This window comes from Spirillospora sp. NPDC048911 (assembly GCF_043198015.1).
Lineage (GTDB): Bacteria > Actinomycetota > Actinomycetes > Streptosporangiales > Streptosporangiaceae > Spirillospora.
In genome coordinates, this window is the sequence record NZ_JBICUD010000006.1 from 88,083 (window position 1) to 104,605 (window position 16,523).

Consider the following 16,523-nt stretch of genomic DNA (forward strand, 5'->3'; position numbering starts at 1 on the left):
GGAAAAGGGAAGGCTCTCCAGGCTGTTTGGGAGCGCTCCCATATCCCGCACCTCGTAGCGCCTTCCCCGCGGGTGGGAGCGCTCCCACGCAATTGCCATCAGCGAAAGTGGAGGACGGGGTGTCGAGGTTAATGGTCGAGGGGCCGGCCGATGACGTGGTCCGGAACGGGACACGTCGCTGGGCCCCGCATCTCTGGTGGATCGCCCTCGCCGTGGGGGTGGGCGGTGCCGCCTTCGTCTGGCAGGGGACGTCGCACCGGCGGGAGATCGACGCGGTCTGGGAGCTGGCGGTCAAGCTGATCGCGTTCGCCTGCCTGTGCTGCGCGATCGCCCTCTTCCCGTGGGCGTCGCGAAAGCTCTACTGGCTGCTGTACGTGCCGTTCGTCTTCTTCACCGGCTACCTGATCCCGCGGATCAGCTGGTTCTACTACGGCGACACCGGGCGGGAGCGGTCCGACGCCTTCTACACCCATCTCTACCTGCTGCTCTACCCGGGTCTCGTGCTCACGGTCGCGGCGGCCTACCGGCTCGGCGGCGGCTCGCCGGGCCGCTGCCTGAAGATCATGGCCACCGGCATCCTCATCGTGTTCTCCGGCTTCCTCGACCTCATGTGGTACACGATCAATCCGGTCGACCGGCCCGGCGTCATCGACGCCCCGCACATCAACCTGTTCACCGGCGGGCCGATCTCGTTCGGCGCGACGATCCTGTTCGCACTGGCGCACGTCCCGGTGATCGTGGGGGTCAACCTGCTTCCCCTCGACCGCTGGATCGGCCGCCTGCTCGGCGCGGGGGTGGCGCGTGGTGACGACCGCTGAGGCCATCGGGATCTCGGTGGCCGCGCCCGCCTACAACGAGGCGGCGAACATCGCGGCCGCGGTGACCGAGTGGCGGGACTACCTGGAGCGGAACCCGGCGGTCGGCGCCTTCGAGATCGTCGTGTGCGACGACGGCAGCACCGACGCCACGCGCGCCATCCTCGACGCGCTGCCCTGCCCCGAACTCGTCGTCGTCGGGCTCGACCGCAACCGCGGCGCGGGCGCCGCCATCGCCGAGGCGATCGCGCACACCCGGCTGGACTGGGTGGTGCTGCTGGACTCCGACGGCCAGTTCCCGATCGCCAACCTCGACGGATTCATCGAGCGTATCGCGGCCGGGGACGGGGTCGCCCTCTCCGGCGCGCGGATCAGGAAGGCGGACGGGCTCGCCTACCGCTGGGGCTCGGCCGCCAGCGGCGCGGTGAGCAACCTCCTGCACCGCACCCGCTACCGCGACTTCAACTCGGTGTTCAAGGTGGTGCACGGCCCGCTGTTCCGGTCGCTGCCCCTGGAGTCGACCGGGATGAACTGCTCGACGGAGATCACCGCCCGGGTGACCGAGCTCGGGCACACCTGGGTGGAGCTCCCGATCGAGCACCGGGAACGCGGCGGGGGCAGCCGCGGGTGGCGGTTCTGGCGCGGGGCCCGCGACCGTGCCCTGGTCGTGGCCTATCTCGGCTATCACCACTGGCTGGTCCGCCGGGGCGTCCTGCGCGCCTCGTCGGCCGGGACGGAGGTGAAGCGGTGAGCGCGCGGCGCCCCGGCCGGTTCGACGTCGCCATGTTCAACGGCGGCCGCGGCGGAGCGCACATCGCGCGCCGGCTGCTGCGCACACCGGGTGCCGGGCTGACCCTGCTGATCAACGGATACGACAACGGGCTGTCGACGGGCGCGCTCCGCCGCTATCTGCCCGGGATGCTGGGGCCGTCGGACTTCCGCAAGAACCTGGCCCTCCACCTCGACGCCGCCGACCCCGGACAGGCCGCCCTCCTCGCCGTCCTGGAGCATCGCCTGCCACCCGGGACCACGGCCGGCGATCTCAGCCGTCTCGTCGACGCGCTGGCCGACTCCGGACGCGTTCCCCCTGAGCGCGCGGGCCTGGCGGCGTTCGCCGGGACGGAGGCGTCCACTGAGGTGAAGGCGTCCATCGGACTGGAGGCGTCCGCCGGGCTGGAGGCATTCGCCGCTCTGCCGCGGCGGGCCCGCGCGGCGATCGCCGCGGATCTGGCGGCCTTCCGCCACCGGCTCGACCAGGACCCCGGCGGGCTCGACCTCGGCGACTGCGCGCTCGGCAACCTCGTCTTCGCCGGCGCCCACCTGCGTTCCGGCGGGGACTTCAACGCCGCTGTGCGCGCCTGCGCCCGGACGTTCCGGACGCCGGCCCGCCTTCTCAACGTGACCAGCGGTGAGAACGCCTACCTGGCCGCGCTCAAGGAGAACGGGCGGCTGCTCGCCGACGAGGCCGACCTGGTCGCGCCGCAGGATTGCAGCGCCGTCACCGATCTCTTCCTGCTCCGGGAGCCGATGACCGCGCGGGACCGCGCCGAGCTGGAGGGGCGTCCGGCCGAGCGGATCCGGCGAACCCTGGCGGGCCGCGCGGCCGCGGTGTCGCCGAACCCCGAGGCGCTGGCGGCGATCCGGGAGGCCGACCTCATCGTGTACGGTCCGGGCACCCCGCACTCGTCGTTGTGCCCCAGCTATCTCACGCCCGGCGTGGCGGACGCGATCGAGACCGGCCGGGCCGCGGCCAAGGTCTTCGTCGTCAACCTCCGGGAAGATCATGACGTCCAGGGGCTGAGCGCCGCCGGGCTCGTCGATCTCACGCTGGCCTACCTCGGCGACCCGCTCAACGAGCGGGGAACCATCACCCATGTCCTCTGCCACCGCGACGGCACATCGCGGCCGGGCGTTCCGGCGCCGCCGGGACTCGCCGACGGCGGCACCTTCGCCGGGGCGAGGTGGATCATCGCCGATCTGGAGGACCCCGAACGGCCGGGCACGCACTGCGGGCATCGTGTGACGGCCATCCTCGCCAGGCTCGCGGGGCACCCCGCCGTGCCGTGCGAGGTGGCGCTGGCGGCCGCCGGATGAGCGCGCGCGACAGGGAGATCGCCGGGCGGCGCGTCTGGTTCTGCGATCTCGACGGGACGCTCGTGGACTCCGCCCCCGTGCACGAAGCGGCCTTTCGCGCCGCGCTCGCGGAGCTGGCGCCCGCGCTGCTCGCCTCGTTCCGGTACGACGCCTTCACCGGTGCGAGCACGGCGGACGTGATCGCGGCACTCGGCGCCGGCCCCAAGGTGGCCGGCCGCCTCGTCCGGCGCAAGCAGGCGCTCTATCGCGAGCACGTCGACGCGGGCCGGGTGCGGTTGCTTCCCGGCGCCCGGCGGCTGCTGACCCGCCTGACGGTGCGGGGCCACGCGACCTACCTGGTCACCAGCGGCAGCCGCGGATCGGTCGAGCGCGTCCTGGCCGCCTCCGCCCTGGACGGATTCTTCCGTGGCGTCCTCACCGCGGACGACGTCCCGGTGGGCAAACCCGACCCGGGCTGCTACCGGGAGGCCTGCCGCCGGTGGTCCCCCGACCCGGCCGACGCCGTCGCCGTCGAGGACTCCGCGGCGGGGGTCGCGGCGGCGGTGGGCGCCGGGCTGCTGACGCTCCAGGTGCACGCGGCGTCCCCGGCCCCCGGGGCGGTGCCGGTCGATGGCCTGACCAGCCTCGTGGCCCTGCTCGACGCGCCGGTCCCCGCTCCAGGGGGTGGTCAGCTGTGACGCGGGCTGCGACGGGGAAGAGCCTTTGCGCGGTGATCCCGGCGGCCGGGCACGGCACCCGGCTCGGGGGCACCGTCCCGAAGGTCATGCTGGAGATCGCCGATGGTGTCACGGTGTGGCATCTCCTGTACCGGCGGCTGCGCCCCTGGGTCGATCACGTCCACGTCATCGTGTCGCCGACAGGAGAACCCCCCTTCCGCCGTCTCGTGGACACCGGCATGGAAACGGGCGAGATCGAGCGCGGAACCGTGTCGGTGAGCGTGCAGGAAAAGCCGACCGGCATGGGGGACGCCATCTTCGGCGCCGCCGAGATCTGGGAGTCGTACGACGGGATTTTGGTGGTCTGGGGTGACCAGGCGAACCTGTCGTCGGCCACCGTGGGCGAGGTCGTGCGCGTCCAGTCCCAGGTCTCTGTGGGGGCGGTCCTCGCCGTCCCCCTCGTCCCCATGCCGGATCCGTACGTCCAGTACGACCTGGAGGCCGGCGCGTTACGGCGGGTGCGGATGTCCCGCGAGGGAGACCGATGCAGGCCCGGCGGCCTCAGTGACGTCGGCGTCTTCTGCCTCAGCACGAGCAGCGGCGGCCTGCGGCGGGCTTGGGAACGTTACCTGGACGAGGCGACCCCGGGCGCCGTCACCGGGGAGATCAATTTCCTGCCGTTCCTGCCGTACCTCGTGCGGGCCCACGGCTGGGAGACCCGGGTGGTCCCGGTCGCCGATCCCGACGAGGCACGCGGCATCAACACCAGGGACGACCTGGAGTTCGCACAACGGGTGTTCCAGCGGTGCGCGGACTGACGGCGCCCGGCCGCCCTGCCGGAGACCTGCGCGAACGGGCGGCGCGCGCGCTCGGCGGGCACGGGTGGGCGGCCGGCCCCACGCTGGTCAGCACCCTGGCCAGCGGCACCGCGGCGGCCACCACCCTCGTGATCGCCGGGTTGACGGGGGCCGCGGAGTTCGGCCACTACACCGTGGTGGTGTCGATCGCCCTGATCGTGACCGTCGGCATGCTGATGAGCCTGCACTACGTGATGTTCCAGGAGCTGCCCCGGTCCGAGCCCGCGGCGCGCCCGGCACTGATGACGACGGCGTCGCTGTCCACGCTCGTGCTGGGCATCGGGTTCCTGCTGCTGACCGTGCCGTTCGCGCCGTTGCTGGCCGTGCCGCTCGGCGTCGACTCCCCCACGGTCATTCTCGCCGTCGCGCTGGCGCTGTCCATGACCCTGAACCAGCTGGCGGAGAGCTTCCTGCGCGGGCTGAAGCGGTACGCGTACGTGGCGGCGCTGAAGCTGATCGTCGCCGTGGTGTATCTCGCGGGCTCGGTGTTCTGCCTCCTCGTGCTGGACGTCCAGGACGCCGGCCGCTATCTCGCCGGGCTGATCGTCACCAATCTCGTCTTCGCCGCCGTGGCGGTGACGGGCCTGGAGATCAGACCGCGCGCGTGGTCGGCGGCGCTGGCGCGTTCGCTGTACCGGCACGGCGCGTACGTGACGGTCATCGCCGCGTTCACCGGCGTGCTGTTCGGAGTGGACGTGATCTTCCTCAACCACTGGGCGAGCCGGGCCGACGTCGGCGTGTACTCCATCTACAGCGGCTTCCCGCGGCGGCTGCTCGGCGTGGTGTTCTTCGACGGGATCGGGCTGATCCTCATGCCCACCCTGGCCACGATGGACAAGCCCGAGTTGTTCCGCCGTCTCGCACGGATCGCGCCGCCCGCAGGCGCGGCCACGGCGCTGGTGTCGTTCGCGGCGGGCCTGGTCTTCTTCTTCCTGCTGCGCGGCCACTACCCGTACTCGCCGGTGCTGCTGGCGCTGTCCGCGGCCGGGATCGGGCTGCACGCGATCTTCCATGTCTACGCGGCCGCCCTGTCGATGAGCGGCGTGCGCGGAGCCAGGGTCCTCATCGGCTGCCTGGCCGCGGGAACGCCCGTCGCGCTGGCCTGCCAGCCGGCCTGCATCGCGTGGTGGGGGCTCATCGGGGGGCTCGTCGGCTTCGCCCTGACCAATCTCGTCCTCGTGGCCATAGTGATCATCGCCGCCGGCCGGGCGTACCCGCGGCCGGCCCTGACGACGGAGCCAGTGCAGTGAGACCAGTGCAGTGAGACCAGCACAGTGAGGCCAGCGCAATGAAGATCGCCTACATCGTCACCCAGTACCCGCCCGCCGTCACCGCCGGTCTCGGCCGCTACGTCGAGAGGATCACGCCGTACCTGGCCCGGCGCCACCGGCTGGCCGTGTTCACCCTGAACGACGGGAGCCTGCCGGAGCACGAGCGCGACGGCGCCGTCACCGTGCACCGGCCCCGCACCCTCCTCGCCTCGGCCGGGCGAGGCCGCCGGCTCAACCGCACCCGGCGGCACGAGTTCCTGCTGCTGACGGCCCATGTCGTCATGAGCAACTGGCGGTATTTCCTGCGGCTGCGCCGGACGAGCCGGGACGAACGGCCCGATCTGGTCGCGGTCCACGACTCGACGAACTTCCTGTCCGCGCTGCTCTGCCATTACGTGCTGCGGCTGCCGATCGTCTACCACGTCCACACCACGGAGTACGGGGTCGCGCCGCAGCGCACCATCATCGACCCGCTCAACGTGTTCGCGGCCGTCGAGCGGCACCTCGGCAGGATCGCGCGGCGCGTCGTGGTCCCCACGCCCGACGTGCGCGAGCAGCTGGTCGCGGCCGGGTGGACGGGGACGGCGATCGACGTGGTGTGCCTGGGCGGCACGTTCGAAGCGGTGCTCGCCGACCCCGGCTTCGACCGGGACAAGCTCCGCGCCCGCGCCGCCGACCGGCGCGCCCTGCTCGGGATCCCGGCGGCGGCCCCGGTGCTGCTGTTCGTCGGCCGCCTCGAACGGCAGAAGGGGATCTACCAGCTGCTGGAGGCGATGCGGGAGATCGCCCCGGCCGTCCCCGGCCTGCGGTTGGTCGCGGTTGGCGAGGGAGACATCGAGGGTGTCCGCCGGATCGTGGCCGGCGCGGGTCTGGACGGCGACGTTCTGGCCTCCGGCGAGTTCGTCGAGGCTTCGGAGCTGCTGGAGTACTACGAGATGGCCGACGCCTGCGTCTTCCCCTCCCTCTACGAACCGTTCGGCCTGGTGGCGACGGAGTCCATGGCGATGGCCAGGGCGACGATCCTCGGGGACGGCTTCTCCCAGATCTTCCTGGGCGACCCGGCGTCGCCCTCAGCGGAGTTCGTGCGCGCGGACGATCCCCAGGACATCGCCGCCGCCGTGATCGGTGTTCTGACCGACCCGGCACGGCGCCGGGCGCTCGCCGAACAGGGCGAGCGCCTCGTCCGCGAGCGGCTGAGCTGGGCGCGCGCGGCCGAGGAGACGCTCGCGGTCTACCGGGACGCGGCGCGCACGTCGAGGAAGGAAGAGCTGTGACGACCGTCTCCCTGATCGTCCCGTGCCACAACGCGGCCCGGACGTTGCGGCTCTGCCTGGAATCGGTGCTGGCCCAGACGCGCCGTCCCGACGAGATCGTCGTGGTGGACGACGCCAGCGGCGACGACTCGGCGGCGATCGCGGCCGAGCTCGGCGCCCGCGTGATCCGGCTTCCCGAGAACCGGGGCGTGTCGGCCGCCCGCAACATGGGCGTGGCCGGCACCTCCGGGGATGTCATCTTCTTTCTCGACTCCGACGTGGCGCTGCGGCCGGACGCGATCGAGAACGCGCTGGCGATCCTGGAAGCCGACCCCGCCTGCAACTGCGCGTGGGGCATCTACGAACCCGAGCCGCTGATCGACGACGGTCCCGTCGAGTGGTACCGGATCCTGCACGCCGTCAACTGGGGCACCCGCCAGACGGGCGAGGTCACCGGCGTCGTGTTCGCGCTCGCGGCGATCGGCCGCGCGACGTTCGCCGAGACCGGCGGGTTCGACGAGAGCCTGCGCGACTGCGAGGACATCGAGTACGGCCACCGCCTGGTGCGGCGGACCCGCATCGTGCTCACCGACACGATCCGGGGCCGCCACGACGACGGGCACCGGCTGCTGCCGATCCTCGCCGAGCAGTGGCGGCGGTCCCTTCCCCTCATCCCGCTCCTGGTCGCCGCGCGGAGCGGGGCCCACGGGTCAGCCGGGCCGGGCGGGGCGGATCGCGGACGGGTGCACGCGAACCGTCCCGCCGGGATCCTCGCCTGCGCGCTGGCGATGGCCCTCCTACCGGCCGGCTTGTTCTACCCGCCCGCGCTCCTGGTGGCCGCCGCCCTGCTGGTCGTGTTCGTCCTCGCCGATCCGCCGCTGCTCAAGCTCGTGCACCGGCACCGCGGAGCCGCCTTCACCGGCTACTTCATGGCCGTTCACCTCGCCGTCCACGTGGTGCTGGTGACCGGTCTGGCCGTCGGCTGCCTCCGGGTGCGGTTCAGTCACCAGTGGTGATGGACCTGCGGGCGGATCAGCTCGTCGTAGACGGCATGGACCTTCTCCAGCGTGGCGTCCGGCAGCGGCGACAGACCGGCAGCGGCGGCGTTGGCCGCCGCCTGGGCGGGGTTGCGCGCCCCTGGGATCACCACGCTCACACCGGGCTGGTCCAGGATCCAGCGCAGCGCGAACTGGGCCGTCGTCGCCCCCTCCGGAGCCAGCGGGACGAGCCGCCGCACCGCCTCCAGGCCGGTGGCGAACTCGACGCCCGAGAAGGTCTCGCCGACGTCGAAGGCCTCCCCCTTCCGGTTGTACGCGCGGTGGTCGTCGGCGGCGAAGGTGGTGTTCTCGTCGTAGCGTCCCGACAGCAGGCCGCTGGCCAGCGGCACCCGCGCGATGATGCCGACACCGGCCTCGCGGGCGGCCGGAAGCACCCGCTCCAGCGGCTTGAGCCGGAACATGTTGAGGATGATCTGGACGGTGGCGACGCCCGGCCGGGCGATCGCGGTCAGCGCCTGCTCGCACGTCTCCACGCTCACCCCGTACGCGGCGATCTTCTGCTCGGCGACCAGGGTGTCGAGGGCGTCGTAGACGGCGTCGCTGGAGTAGACGGGCGTCGGCGGGCAGTGGAGCTGGACGAGATCGAGGGTGTCCATCCCCAGCTTGGCGCGGGACCGCTCGTTCCAGGCGCGGAAATTGGCCATGACGTAGTTCTCGGGGAGCTGCTCCATGCGGCGGCCCATCTTGGTGGCCACCGTCAGACCTGGATACCGTGCGGCGAACCGGCCGACGATCTCCTCGCTGCGGCCGTCCCCGTAGACGTCGGCCGTGTCGATGAGCGTCACCCCGGCCTCGACCGCCGCGGTCAGGGTCGCGACCGCGTCGCGTTCGCTCACCTGGCCCCAGTCGGCGCCGAGCTGCCAGGCGCCGAGGCCCACCACGCCGACCTCGCGCCCGGTCCTGCCCAGAATCCGCTGCTCCATGGCAGCAGCGTACTCGTCGATGATCTCGCCCTCGAGCAGGCTCAAGACCCGGCCATCGACGCTGCGGTTGCCGGGGGTCTGGGGGTCGTCCCCAGAGTGACGGGTCAGCGATCCCCCGCGAGGTCGTACACGTCGAGGCGCCCGCACATCCCGAGCCTGTCTCCGGCGGGGTCTGGGGCGAGGTGCACCGCCGCGCGTTCGAGATGGCTTCCGTCTCCGTGTCGCAGCGCGGTGAGCTGGGCGCCGGTGGCCTCGGCGGCGGTGAGCGCGCCCGAGCGCCAGCGTTCCTCCCACTCGGCGAACCGATCGGCCTTCAGCCGGACGGCCGCCCGGTAGAACTCCTCCAGCGCCGACGTATCGCCCGCCTCGGTCGCGCGCCTCAGCTCCAGGAAACCCTCGATCGCCAGGTCACGGCGGCGGCGCGCCGCGTCCTCACCAGCCGCGTGGACGTGGGTGCCGTCGGCGAGTGCGGCGGCCCGGTCGTACGCTTCCGCGTCGGCAAGGGTGGCGGCGGGGAACGTGAAGACCGCGTCGCCCGCCTCGGGCAGGCCGCCGTTCTGCATGATGACGACGATGCGCAGGGCTCCGTCGTCGTTGACCAGGCGGTGGATCGTGCCCGGCGTGAACCAGGCGACGGTCCCGGCCTCCAGCGGGATCTCCACGGATCCGCTCCGCGTGAGGGTCTGCACCCGTCCCGTCCCGCCGACCACGACGTAGGCCTCCGCGCAGGCCAGATGGACGTGCGGGGAGCCGCCGCAGAGCCCGTCGGCGGTGGGCCAGTCGTACACCGAGAGTCCGGACACCCCGACGCCGCCGGGAAAGGTGTTCACCGTGTTCACCATGGACGCGCCTCCACGTAGGTCTCCAGCCGGTCCCGGTCCCAGGCGCCGTCGGCGACCACGATCCGGTACGTCAGCTCAAGGATCTCCTCTGGCGCGAGGGTGAGCTCGCGGTGGAAGGCGAACGAGGGGTTCACGGCGGCGAACGGCGTGGTCCGCACGAACCAGCGGGCGGGTTCCGCCTTCCCCTCCGGGCCGTCGACGAACAGCAGCGTGGAACTCCGATCTACTTCGTCGTGACGGCCGACGTAGGCGAGCCAGCGGGCCGGCCGCCCCATCATCTCCGGGCCGCCCTGCCCGTCGGCGGCGATGACCTGGCCATCGGTGAACGCGCGCGGGCCGCGCCAGAACAGTCCCGTGTAGCCGGCCAGCTCACGGCCGTTGGTGGCGGGGCTGCCGAACACCAGCGGTTCGCCGCGCACGTTGTGCAGGGCGGTGGCGAAACGCAGCGCGTACGCCCCGTCCTCGACCTCGCCGACCGCGAGGGAACGCACCTCGTCGACCCAGTGCTCGTCGCCCTGGGTGTGCCAGCTCAGCCGTTCGACGAGCCGCACCCGCTCCCCGTCGTCCTCCACGGCGGCCTCGACGAAGTTCTCGTGGCGCATGGTGCCCACGTTCGGCAGGTCCACGTAGCCTCGATCGCGCACATAGCTGCCGCCACCCCAGAAGTTCTGCCCGGACACGTGTGAGGCGGTCATCTGGATGCCCTTGTGCCAGCGGTGATCATGCGGGCGGTAGCCCGTCACCACGTCTCCGGCGAGGGTACGGACGGGATGCAGGTAAGGCTTGGGCCCCTCGAACGGGTCCATCACGGGCCGGTGCACGTATCGAAGGATCTCCACTTCCCCTACGCGCGGCTCCGCCACCGACACCGCGACCGTGTCTCCGGAGAAGTCGAGCCGCAACGTCATCGCGGACCCTCCGGGGCCCAGCCGGGAACGTCGCCGTGCATCCGGTGGTAGAAGGGATCGCCCGGCCCGATCTCGCCGCGGGCGACCGGCCGTCCGGTGAACGCCGACTTGTAGAGGGCCGCGACGAGCTCCAGCGTTCGTCTTCCGTCGGCACCGCTGGTGGGGGGCCGCTCGCCGCGCTCGTACGCGTCGAGCAGCGCGGCCAGCTGGGCGGTATGCGAGCTGGGCGTCTCCAGCCCCGTCACCGGCCAGGCCCCGGCCCGCTCGGCGCCGACGTGCGGGGCCGGGGTGTAGGTCCAGTCGTCGTCGCCGTAGCCGTACAGGTGCCTGAGCTCCACGGACGCGTCGGTGAAGTCGAAGCGCAGGTAGCTCTCCTCGCGCGGCGACACCACGCTGTTGACCACGCTCGCCATGACGCCGGAGGCGAACCGCACCATGGCCAGGGACACGTCCTCGGTCTCGACCCGGCGGTCCAGGCGGCCCGCCATGGCCCGCACCTCGGACCATTCGCCCAGCGTCGCCACCAGCAGGTCCATCTGATGGATGCCGTGCCCCATCGTGGGACCGCCGCCTTCGGAGCCCCACCGGCCCCGCCACGGAACCTCGAAGTACTCGTGGTCGCGGTACCAGGCGGTCACGCACTGCGCCACGAGCGGCCGGCCCAGCTCCCCGGCGTCGATCAGTTCGCGCAGCCGCACGGCGCCGGATCCGAACCGGTGCTGGAAGACGAACGCGGCGTACGGACCGCCGTCCGCACCCTCGGCCGCGGTGATCGAGTCGTACTCGGCGAGCGACCGGCAGGGCGGCTTCTCGCACCACACCCACGCTCCCGCCGCCAGGCAGGCCGCCGCCTGCTCGGCGTGGACGCCGGGCGGGGAGCACACGTGCACGAGATCGGGCGCCGACTCCGCGAGCATGCGGCCGAGATCGTCGTGGACGGCGGGAACGCCGTGCTCGGCCGCGAACGCCTTGGCCCTGCCGGTGTCCACGTCCATGACCGCGACGAGTTCGGCCCGATCCCGTTCGGCGCGCAGCGCGGGCAGGTGGCAGATCCCGGCGATGCCGCCGGTCCCCACCAGCGCCACCCGGGCCGCTCCCCTGGTCTCCGTCCGGCTCGTCACCGGTGCCCGTCCAGCACGATCGTGGTGAGCGACCTTGGCGCCAGGCTCGCCGTCAGCCTCCCGCCGGGCCCGGTCGCGACCGCGCCGGTGCGCTCCAGCGAGTGCGCCGCGTCGGTGAGATAGGCGACCGCCCGGCCTCCCCGGCCGATGGACAGATCGGCCCGGGTGGCCGTGGTGCCGGTGTTGAGGATCTCCACGACCCGGGAGCCGTCGCGGTTGCGGAAGGCGGAGATCTTCAGCGCCGGATCGGCGACGGAGGCGGCGACCCGGCTCGCGCCGGGACGGATGAACCGGCCGTAGGCGGCCAGTGCCCACAGCCGCTTGGAGACCCGGTAGTTCTCGCCGTCGAGCTGGATCAGTCCGCGGGTGGTGCCGAGCGACGCCCCGAACCAGTAGACGTAGGCGTTGGCGTTCCCGGTGGTCAGCGTGCGGTGGACGTCCTCGGCCACGGTGAACCCGTCGTAGCCGCTGCCGTCGTCCCAGTTCTCGTTCCAGGTGGTCCCGTTGGGCGACCACTCCGACATCCACACGTGCCGGCGCCGCTGGCCGGCCACGGGCTGCGGCCCGGTCACCGGGCTGACGTACGGGTGGCCGGTGTAGGTGCCGATCCAGCGCCGCGCCCGCGGATCCGCCTCGATCGCCTCGGTGTAGGGGCGCTGCTCCGTCCATCCGGCGACGTCGCAGCAGGCGAGCCGCATCGGCAGGCCGGAGCGGCGGACGACGGGGCCGAGAACTTTCGTGAACTCGGCGGCCTGAGCCGGGGTGAACCGCATCGAGGCGTACGAGACCGTCAGGTCGGGCTCGTTCGTGAACCCGAGGTCCGTGATCGCGATGCCCTCCTCGCGGTAGAACTTCGCGTACCGCACGAGGTAGTTCGCATAGGCCCGCCGCCAGTCGCCGCTCGCGCAGCTCGTCCCGGCCAGGCCGCACAGCGTGCCGCCGTTGCTGTCGGTGCCGTTGTCCTTCATGTAGCCGGGGGCGCTCCAGGCGTCGGCGTAGAACCGCTTGACGCCGTACGCCTTGGCCTCCTTCGCGAGCCAGACCTGGCCGCCGTCGTCACCGTCCCAGACGTACTTCGGCGGGGCGTCCGGGCCGCCCGGGTCGACCGGCTGGATCGAGCGCATGTGGTCGTAGACGTCGTCCGCCGACGAGCCGATGCCCAGCCTCAGGATCGACAGGCCCGCGCCCTTCCGGCGGCTGAGCAGCAGATCGAGGATCTCGCGCTGCTTGGCGGGCGGCAGGCCACGGGCGCCGTGCATCACCGCGGCACGCTGGAAGGCCTGCGAGAACCCGAACCCGTCGATCGTCTGAGCTCGCGCCGAGAAGTCGACACGTCCGGTGGCGGCTTCGGTCGCGGCGGCCTGGGCGGGCAGCGCTCCCGCGCCGAGCGCGATGGCGGCCAGAAATGTCGTCGTCCAGCGCCTCGGCATGCCCTTCCTCCGTTCCATCGGTCAGCCCTTCGTCGCGCCGGCGGTGAGGCCGCCGATGAGCTGGCGTTCGGCGACGGCGTAGAAGGCCAGCGCGGGCGCCATCGCGAGCACGACGTAGGCCAGGATGCGGGCGGTGTCCTCCGCGTACTGCCCCTTGAACTGCTGGACGCCGACCGGGATGGTCCACCAGTCGGGTTCGGTGAAGACCAGCAGCGGCAGGAAGAAGTTGTTCCAGCTCGTCACGATCGCCAGCACCGACACCGTGGCCAGCGCGGGCCGGGCCATCGGCAGCAGGATCCGCCAGAAGAAGCCGAACGCGCCGCAGCCGTCGATGATGGCCGCCTCCTCCAGCTCGGCGGGGATCGTCCGGAAGAAGCCGCGCAGGATGATGATCGTCATCGGCAGGCCGAACGCCGCCTGCGGCAGGATCACCCCCAGCGGGTTGTCCAGCAGGCCGAGGGCCCGCAGCATGAGGAACAGCGGCAGGATCGCCACGGCGAACGGGAACATCAGCCCGATCGTGAAGAACGTGAACACCAGTTCCCGGCCGCGGAAGGCGAAGCGCGCGAAGACGTACGCCGCCAGCGCCGACACCGCGACGGTCACCAGCGCGGTCGCCACCGCGATGAACGTGCTGTTGAAGATCTGCCGCCAGAACGAGCCGGAGGCCAGCAGGCCGGTGTAGTTGCCGGGGGCCCAGTCCTCCGGCAGGCCGAACGGGTTGGTCGACAGCTCGCTGGTGCTCTTGAAGCCGGACAGCAGGCCGTACAGGAGCGGCACGACGATGAGCGCGCCGACGATCCAGATGAGCGCGTGCGTCGACAGGCCGCGCAGCCTCGCGGCGGCGCGACGGCCGGGACGGCGGGCCGGACGGCTGGGCGGGCGGCGGGGCGGGGAGAGTGTCATCGGCGGCCTCGCATGCTGGTCACGGCGCCCTCGAGGTCGCGCCGCAGGACGTAGCGCTGGTACAGGAGGGCGAAGACAAAGCTGATCAGGAACATCGCGACGCTGATCGCGCTGGCGTAGCCGACCTGGTAGCGCTTGAAGCCGAACTGGAACATCGTGATCGCCATCGTCTCCGAGGCGTGCACGGGGCCGCCCGCGGTGATCACCCAGACCAGGTCGAAGAGCTGGATCGCGCCGATGATGGACAGGAAGACGCTGATCCGGATCGTCGGCCCGAGCAGCGGCAGCGTGACGTACCGGAACCGCTGCCAGGCCCCCGCACCGTCGATCGCCGCGGCCTCCAGCACGTCCCGGGGAACGCTCTGCAGCCCGGCCAGGTAGAGGATCATGTGGAAGCCGAAGTACTTCCACGTCATGACCAGGAACAGGGTGACCAGGACGGTCGACGACGAGGCGAACCAGGTGATCCCGAGGTCGCCCAGCCCGACCTGGTCCAGCGCGTGGTCGGCGAGCCCGGAGTCCGGCGAGAAGATCATCGTGAACAGCACGCCGGTGATGACCTCGGACAGCACGTACGGCGCGAAGAACAGCAGCCGGTAGAACGCCCGGCCGCGCAGCCGCTGGTTGAGCAGCAGGGCCATCGACAGCGCGAACGGAAGCTGGACCCCGACCGACAGCGCGATCAGGACGAAGCCGCGCCACAGGTCGCCGAGGAAGACGTCGTCCTTCAGGAGCGTCGTGAAGTTGTCCAGGCCGACGAAGTTCTCCGGGGCACCGAAGCCGCCCCATTTGAACAGGCTGGTGTAGAGGGCGTAGAGGATCGGCACCAGGACCAGCAGGGCGAACAGCAGCAGGGCCGGTGACAGGAACGCCCCGATCGTCACCGAGTCGACGAGGCGACGGCGGCGGGCCGTACGGCGGCGCGGGCCGCCGCGCCCGGGACCCGCCGCCACCGCCGCGTCCCCGGCGGACCGCTTCGTGAGGGCGGAGTTCTCGCGGACCGGGGCGGGGTTCGTGGAGCGCGTGGACGCCGAGTTCGCCGAGGCCGGGTTCGTTGAGGCTGAGCGTGCCATCGGGCGGCTACTGGCTCTTGGCGGTCTTGGTGATCGCTTGGGCGACCTGCTCGGGGCTGGCCTTGCCCGCGACGAGCGCGGCGACCTGGTCGTTCACCTCCTGGCCGACGGCGGGCGGGAACGCCTGGTCGAGGAAGAGCTGGAATCCGGACGCGCTGTTCAGCGTCTGCGACACGGTCTTCAGGTTCGGGTCGGTGATCGCGGTCTCGGCGCCCTTGGCGATGGGCAGGAACGCCTTGGACGCCACGCGCTTGCGGTCCTGGTCGACCGAGGCGAAGAACTTGAGGAAGTCGAGTGCCTCGGCCGGGGCGCCCTTGCTGAGCGCGTTCCCGCCGCCGCCGCCGAAGGCCTCGGACGCGGCGCCGACGCCTCCCGCGACCGTGGGGAACGGGAAGAAGCCGAGGCCGTCTCCGAGGCCCTTGCCCATCTCCTTCTGCACGTTCGGGGCCCACTGGCCCATCAGCTCCATGGCCGTCTTGCCGTTGGCCATCTGGGCGGCCTGCCCGCTGGTCGTCGGGTAGGCGGCGCCCTGGAAGCCGTTCTGGAACGGGGCCAGGTCGACCAGTTCCTTGAGGCGCTGGCCGGCCTGCACGAAGGGCGCGCCGCTGAAGTCCTTGGTCTGGGCGGCCTGCTTGAGCGCGGCCACCCCGCCGATGCGGATGGCCAGGTAGGACCAGTAGTAGTGGCCGGGCCACTTCTCCTTGCCCGCCAGCGCGATCGGGGTGATCCCTGCCGCCTTGAGCTTCTTGACGTCGTCGATGAGCTCGGCCCAGGTGGCGGGCGGGGCCTTGATGCCGGCCTTGGCGAACAGCGCCTTGTTGTACCAGAACCCGACCATGCCGATGTCGTAGGGGACGGCGTAGGTCTTCCCGTCGAGCTGGTACGGCTGCACCGCGATCGGCGACAGGTTGCCGATCCAGGGCGCGACATCGCTGGTGATGTCCTTCACCAGGCCCGCCTCGACCTGCTGCTGGAGCACGCCGCCGCCCCAGGTGTGGAAGATGTCCGGCAGCTTCCCGGAGGCGGTCTGCGCGGTCATCTTGGACTTGTACGCGTCGTTCTCCAACGAGGTGATCTTGATCTGCACGTTGGGGTGCGCGGCCTCGTACTGCCGGGCGGCCGTGTTCCACAACGTCCGGCCCGGCTCGGTGGTGGCGATGTTCCACCACTCGATGGTGACCTTCTTGCCCGAGCCGCCCGAGTCGTCGGAGTCCCCGCCGCAGGCACCGAGCACGGGCACGGCGATGCCCGCCAGTCCGGCGGCGGCGAGGAACGAGCGGCGGGAGAGAGGTTCGGTGCCCATGGGCCCTCCTGAC

Annotated in this window: 16 protein-coding genes; 8 read left to right on the forward strand and 8 right to left on the reverse strand. The window is 71.8% G+C overall.

Annotated features, from left to right (window positions below):
- The first annotated feature begins 119 nt into the window (after positions 1-119).
- The 8 genes from ACGFNU_RS26995 to ACGFNU_RS27030 are packed head-to-tail and all read left to right on the forward strand — an operon-like array spanning position 120 to position 7,962.
- Positions 120-818 carry a hypothetical protein gene (locus ACGFNU_RS26995; protein WP_392597915.1) on the forward strand — a complete coding sequence of 233 codons (699 nt, stop codon included), beginning with the start codon at positions 120-122 and terminating at the stop codon, positions 816-818.
- Entirely contained in the window at positions 805-1,566 is a 762-nt protein-coding gene (locus ACGFNU_RS27000) for a glycosyltransferase family 2 protein (RefSeq protein ID WP_392597917.1), read from the forward strand. Before ACGFNU_RS26995 ends, ACGFNU_RS27000 begins: the two co-directional genes overlap by 14 nt.
- Entirely contained in the window at positions 1,563-2,909 is a 1,347-nt protein-coding gene (locus tag ACGFNU_RS27005) for a 2-phospho-L-lactate transferase CofD family protein (RefSeq protein ID WP_392597919.1), read from the forward strand. The genes ACGFNU_RS27000 and ACGFNU_RS27005 overlap by 4 nt, the downstream gene beginning before the upstream one ends.
- A complete protein-coding gene (locus ACGFNU_RS27010; RefSeq protein ID WP_392597921.1) occupies positions 2,906-3,586 on the forward strand; it encodes an HAD family hydrolase in 681 nt (226 codons plus the stop codon). Before ACGFNU_RS27005 ends, ACGFNU_RS27010 begins: the two co-directional genes overlap by 4 nt.
- Before the next feature lie 32 nt (positions 3,587-3,618).
- The gene (locus ACGFNU_RS27015) at positions 3,619-4,383 is read left to right on the forward strand and encodes an NTP transferase domain-containing protein (RefSeq protein WP_392597923.1); all 765 of its coding nucleotides are present in this window, start codon (positions 3,619-3,621) and stop codon (positions 4,381-4,383) included.
- Positions 4,371-5,672 carry a lipopolysaccharide biosynthesis protein gene (locus tag ACGFNU_RS27020; protein ID WP_392597924.1) on the forward strand — a complete coding sequence of 434 codons (1,302 nt, stop codon included), beginning with the start codon at positions 4,371-4,373 and terminating at the stop codon, positions 5,670-5,672. The genes ACGFNU_RS27015 and ACGFNU_RS27020 overlap by 13 nt, the downstream gene beginning before the upstream one ends.
- Before the next feature lie 38 nt (positions 5,673-5,710).
- Entirely contained in the window at positions 5,711-6,967 is a 1,257-nt protein-coding gene (locus ACGFNU_RS27025; protein WP_392597926.1) for a glycosyltransferase family 4 protein, read from the forward strand.
- Entirely contained in the window at positions 6,964-7,962 is a 999-nt protein-coding gene (locus tag ACGFNU_RS27030) for a glycosyltransferase family 2 protein (protein ID WP_392597927.1), read from the forward strand. The genes ACGFNU_RS27025 and ACGFNU_RS27030 overlap by 4 nt, the downstream gene beginning before the upstream one ends.
- Here ACGFNU_RS27030 and ACGFNU_RS27035 read toward each other — a convergent pair.
- The 8 genes from ACGFNU_RS27035 to ACGFNU_RS27070 form a co-directional block, all read right to left on the reverse strand.
- Positions 7,950-8,927 (reverse strand): aldo/keto reductase, encoded by a 978-nt coding sequence (locus ACGFNU_RS27035; protein ID WP_392598805.1) that lies wholly within the window; start codon positions 8,925-8,927, stop codon positions 7,950-7,952. The genes ACGFNU_RS27030 and ACGFNU_RS27035 overlap by 13 nt on opposite strands.
- A 104-nt stretch (positions 8,928-9,031) precedes the next feature.
- Positions 9,032-9,769, reverse strand: coding sequence for a cupin domain-containing protein (locus ACGFNU_RS27040; protein WP_392597929.1), 738 nt, complete (start codon positions 9,767-9,769; stop codon positions 9,032-9,034).
- The gene (locus tag ACGFNU_RS27045; RefSeq protein ID WP_392597930.1) at positions 9,763-10,677 is read right to left on the reverse strand and encodes a PmoA family protein; all 915 of its coding nucleotides are present in this window, start codon (positions 10,675-10,677) and stop codon (positions 9,763-9,765) included. Before ACGFNU_RS27045 ends, ACGFNU_RS27040 begins: the two co-directional genes overlap by 7 nt.
- The gene (locus tag ACGFNU_RS27050; RefSeq protein ID WP_392597932.1) at positions 10,674-11,798 is read right to left on the reverse strand and encodes a Gfo/Idh/MocA family protein; all 1,125 of its coding nucleotides are present in this window, start codon (positions 11,796-11,798) and stop codon (positions 10,674-10,676) included. Before ACGFNU_RS27050 ends, ACGFNU_RS27045 begins: the two co-directional genes overlap by 4 nt.
- Entirely contained in the window at positions 11,795-13,228 is a 1,434-nt protein-coding gene (locus ACGFNU_RS27055; protein WP_392597934.1) for a glycoside hydrolase, read from the reverse strand. Before ACGFNU_RS27055 ends, ACGFNU_RS27050 begins: the two co-directional genes overlap by 4 nt.
- 21 nt (positions 13,229-13,249) lie before the next feature.
- Complete coding sequence (locus ACGFNU_RS27060) at positions 13,250-14,134, reverse strand: carbohydrate ABC transporter permease (RefSeq protein ID WP_392597936.1); 885 nt, start codon at positions 14,132-14,134, stop codon at positions 13,250-13,252.
- A complete protein-coding gene (locus ACGFNU_RS27065; protein ID WP_392597937.1) occupies positions 14,131-15,207 on the reverse strand; it encodes a carbohydrate ABC transporter permease in 1,077 nt (358 codons plus the stop codon). The genes ACGFNU_RS27060 and ACGFNU_RS27065 overlap by 4 nt, the downstream gene beginning before the upstream one ends.
- Positions 15,208-15,214: 7 nt before the next feature.
- Positions 15,215-16,510 (reverse strand): extracellular solute-binding protein, encoded by a 1,296-nt coding sequence (locus ACGFNU_RS27070; RefSeq protein WP_392597939.1) that lies wholly within the window; start codon positions 16,508-16,510, stop codon positions 15,215-15,217.
- Positions 16,511-16,523 lie beyond the last annotated feature (13 nt).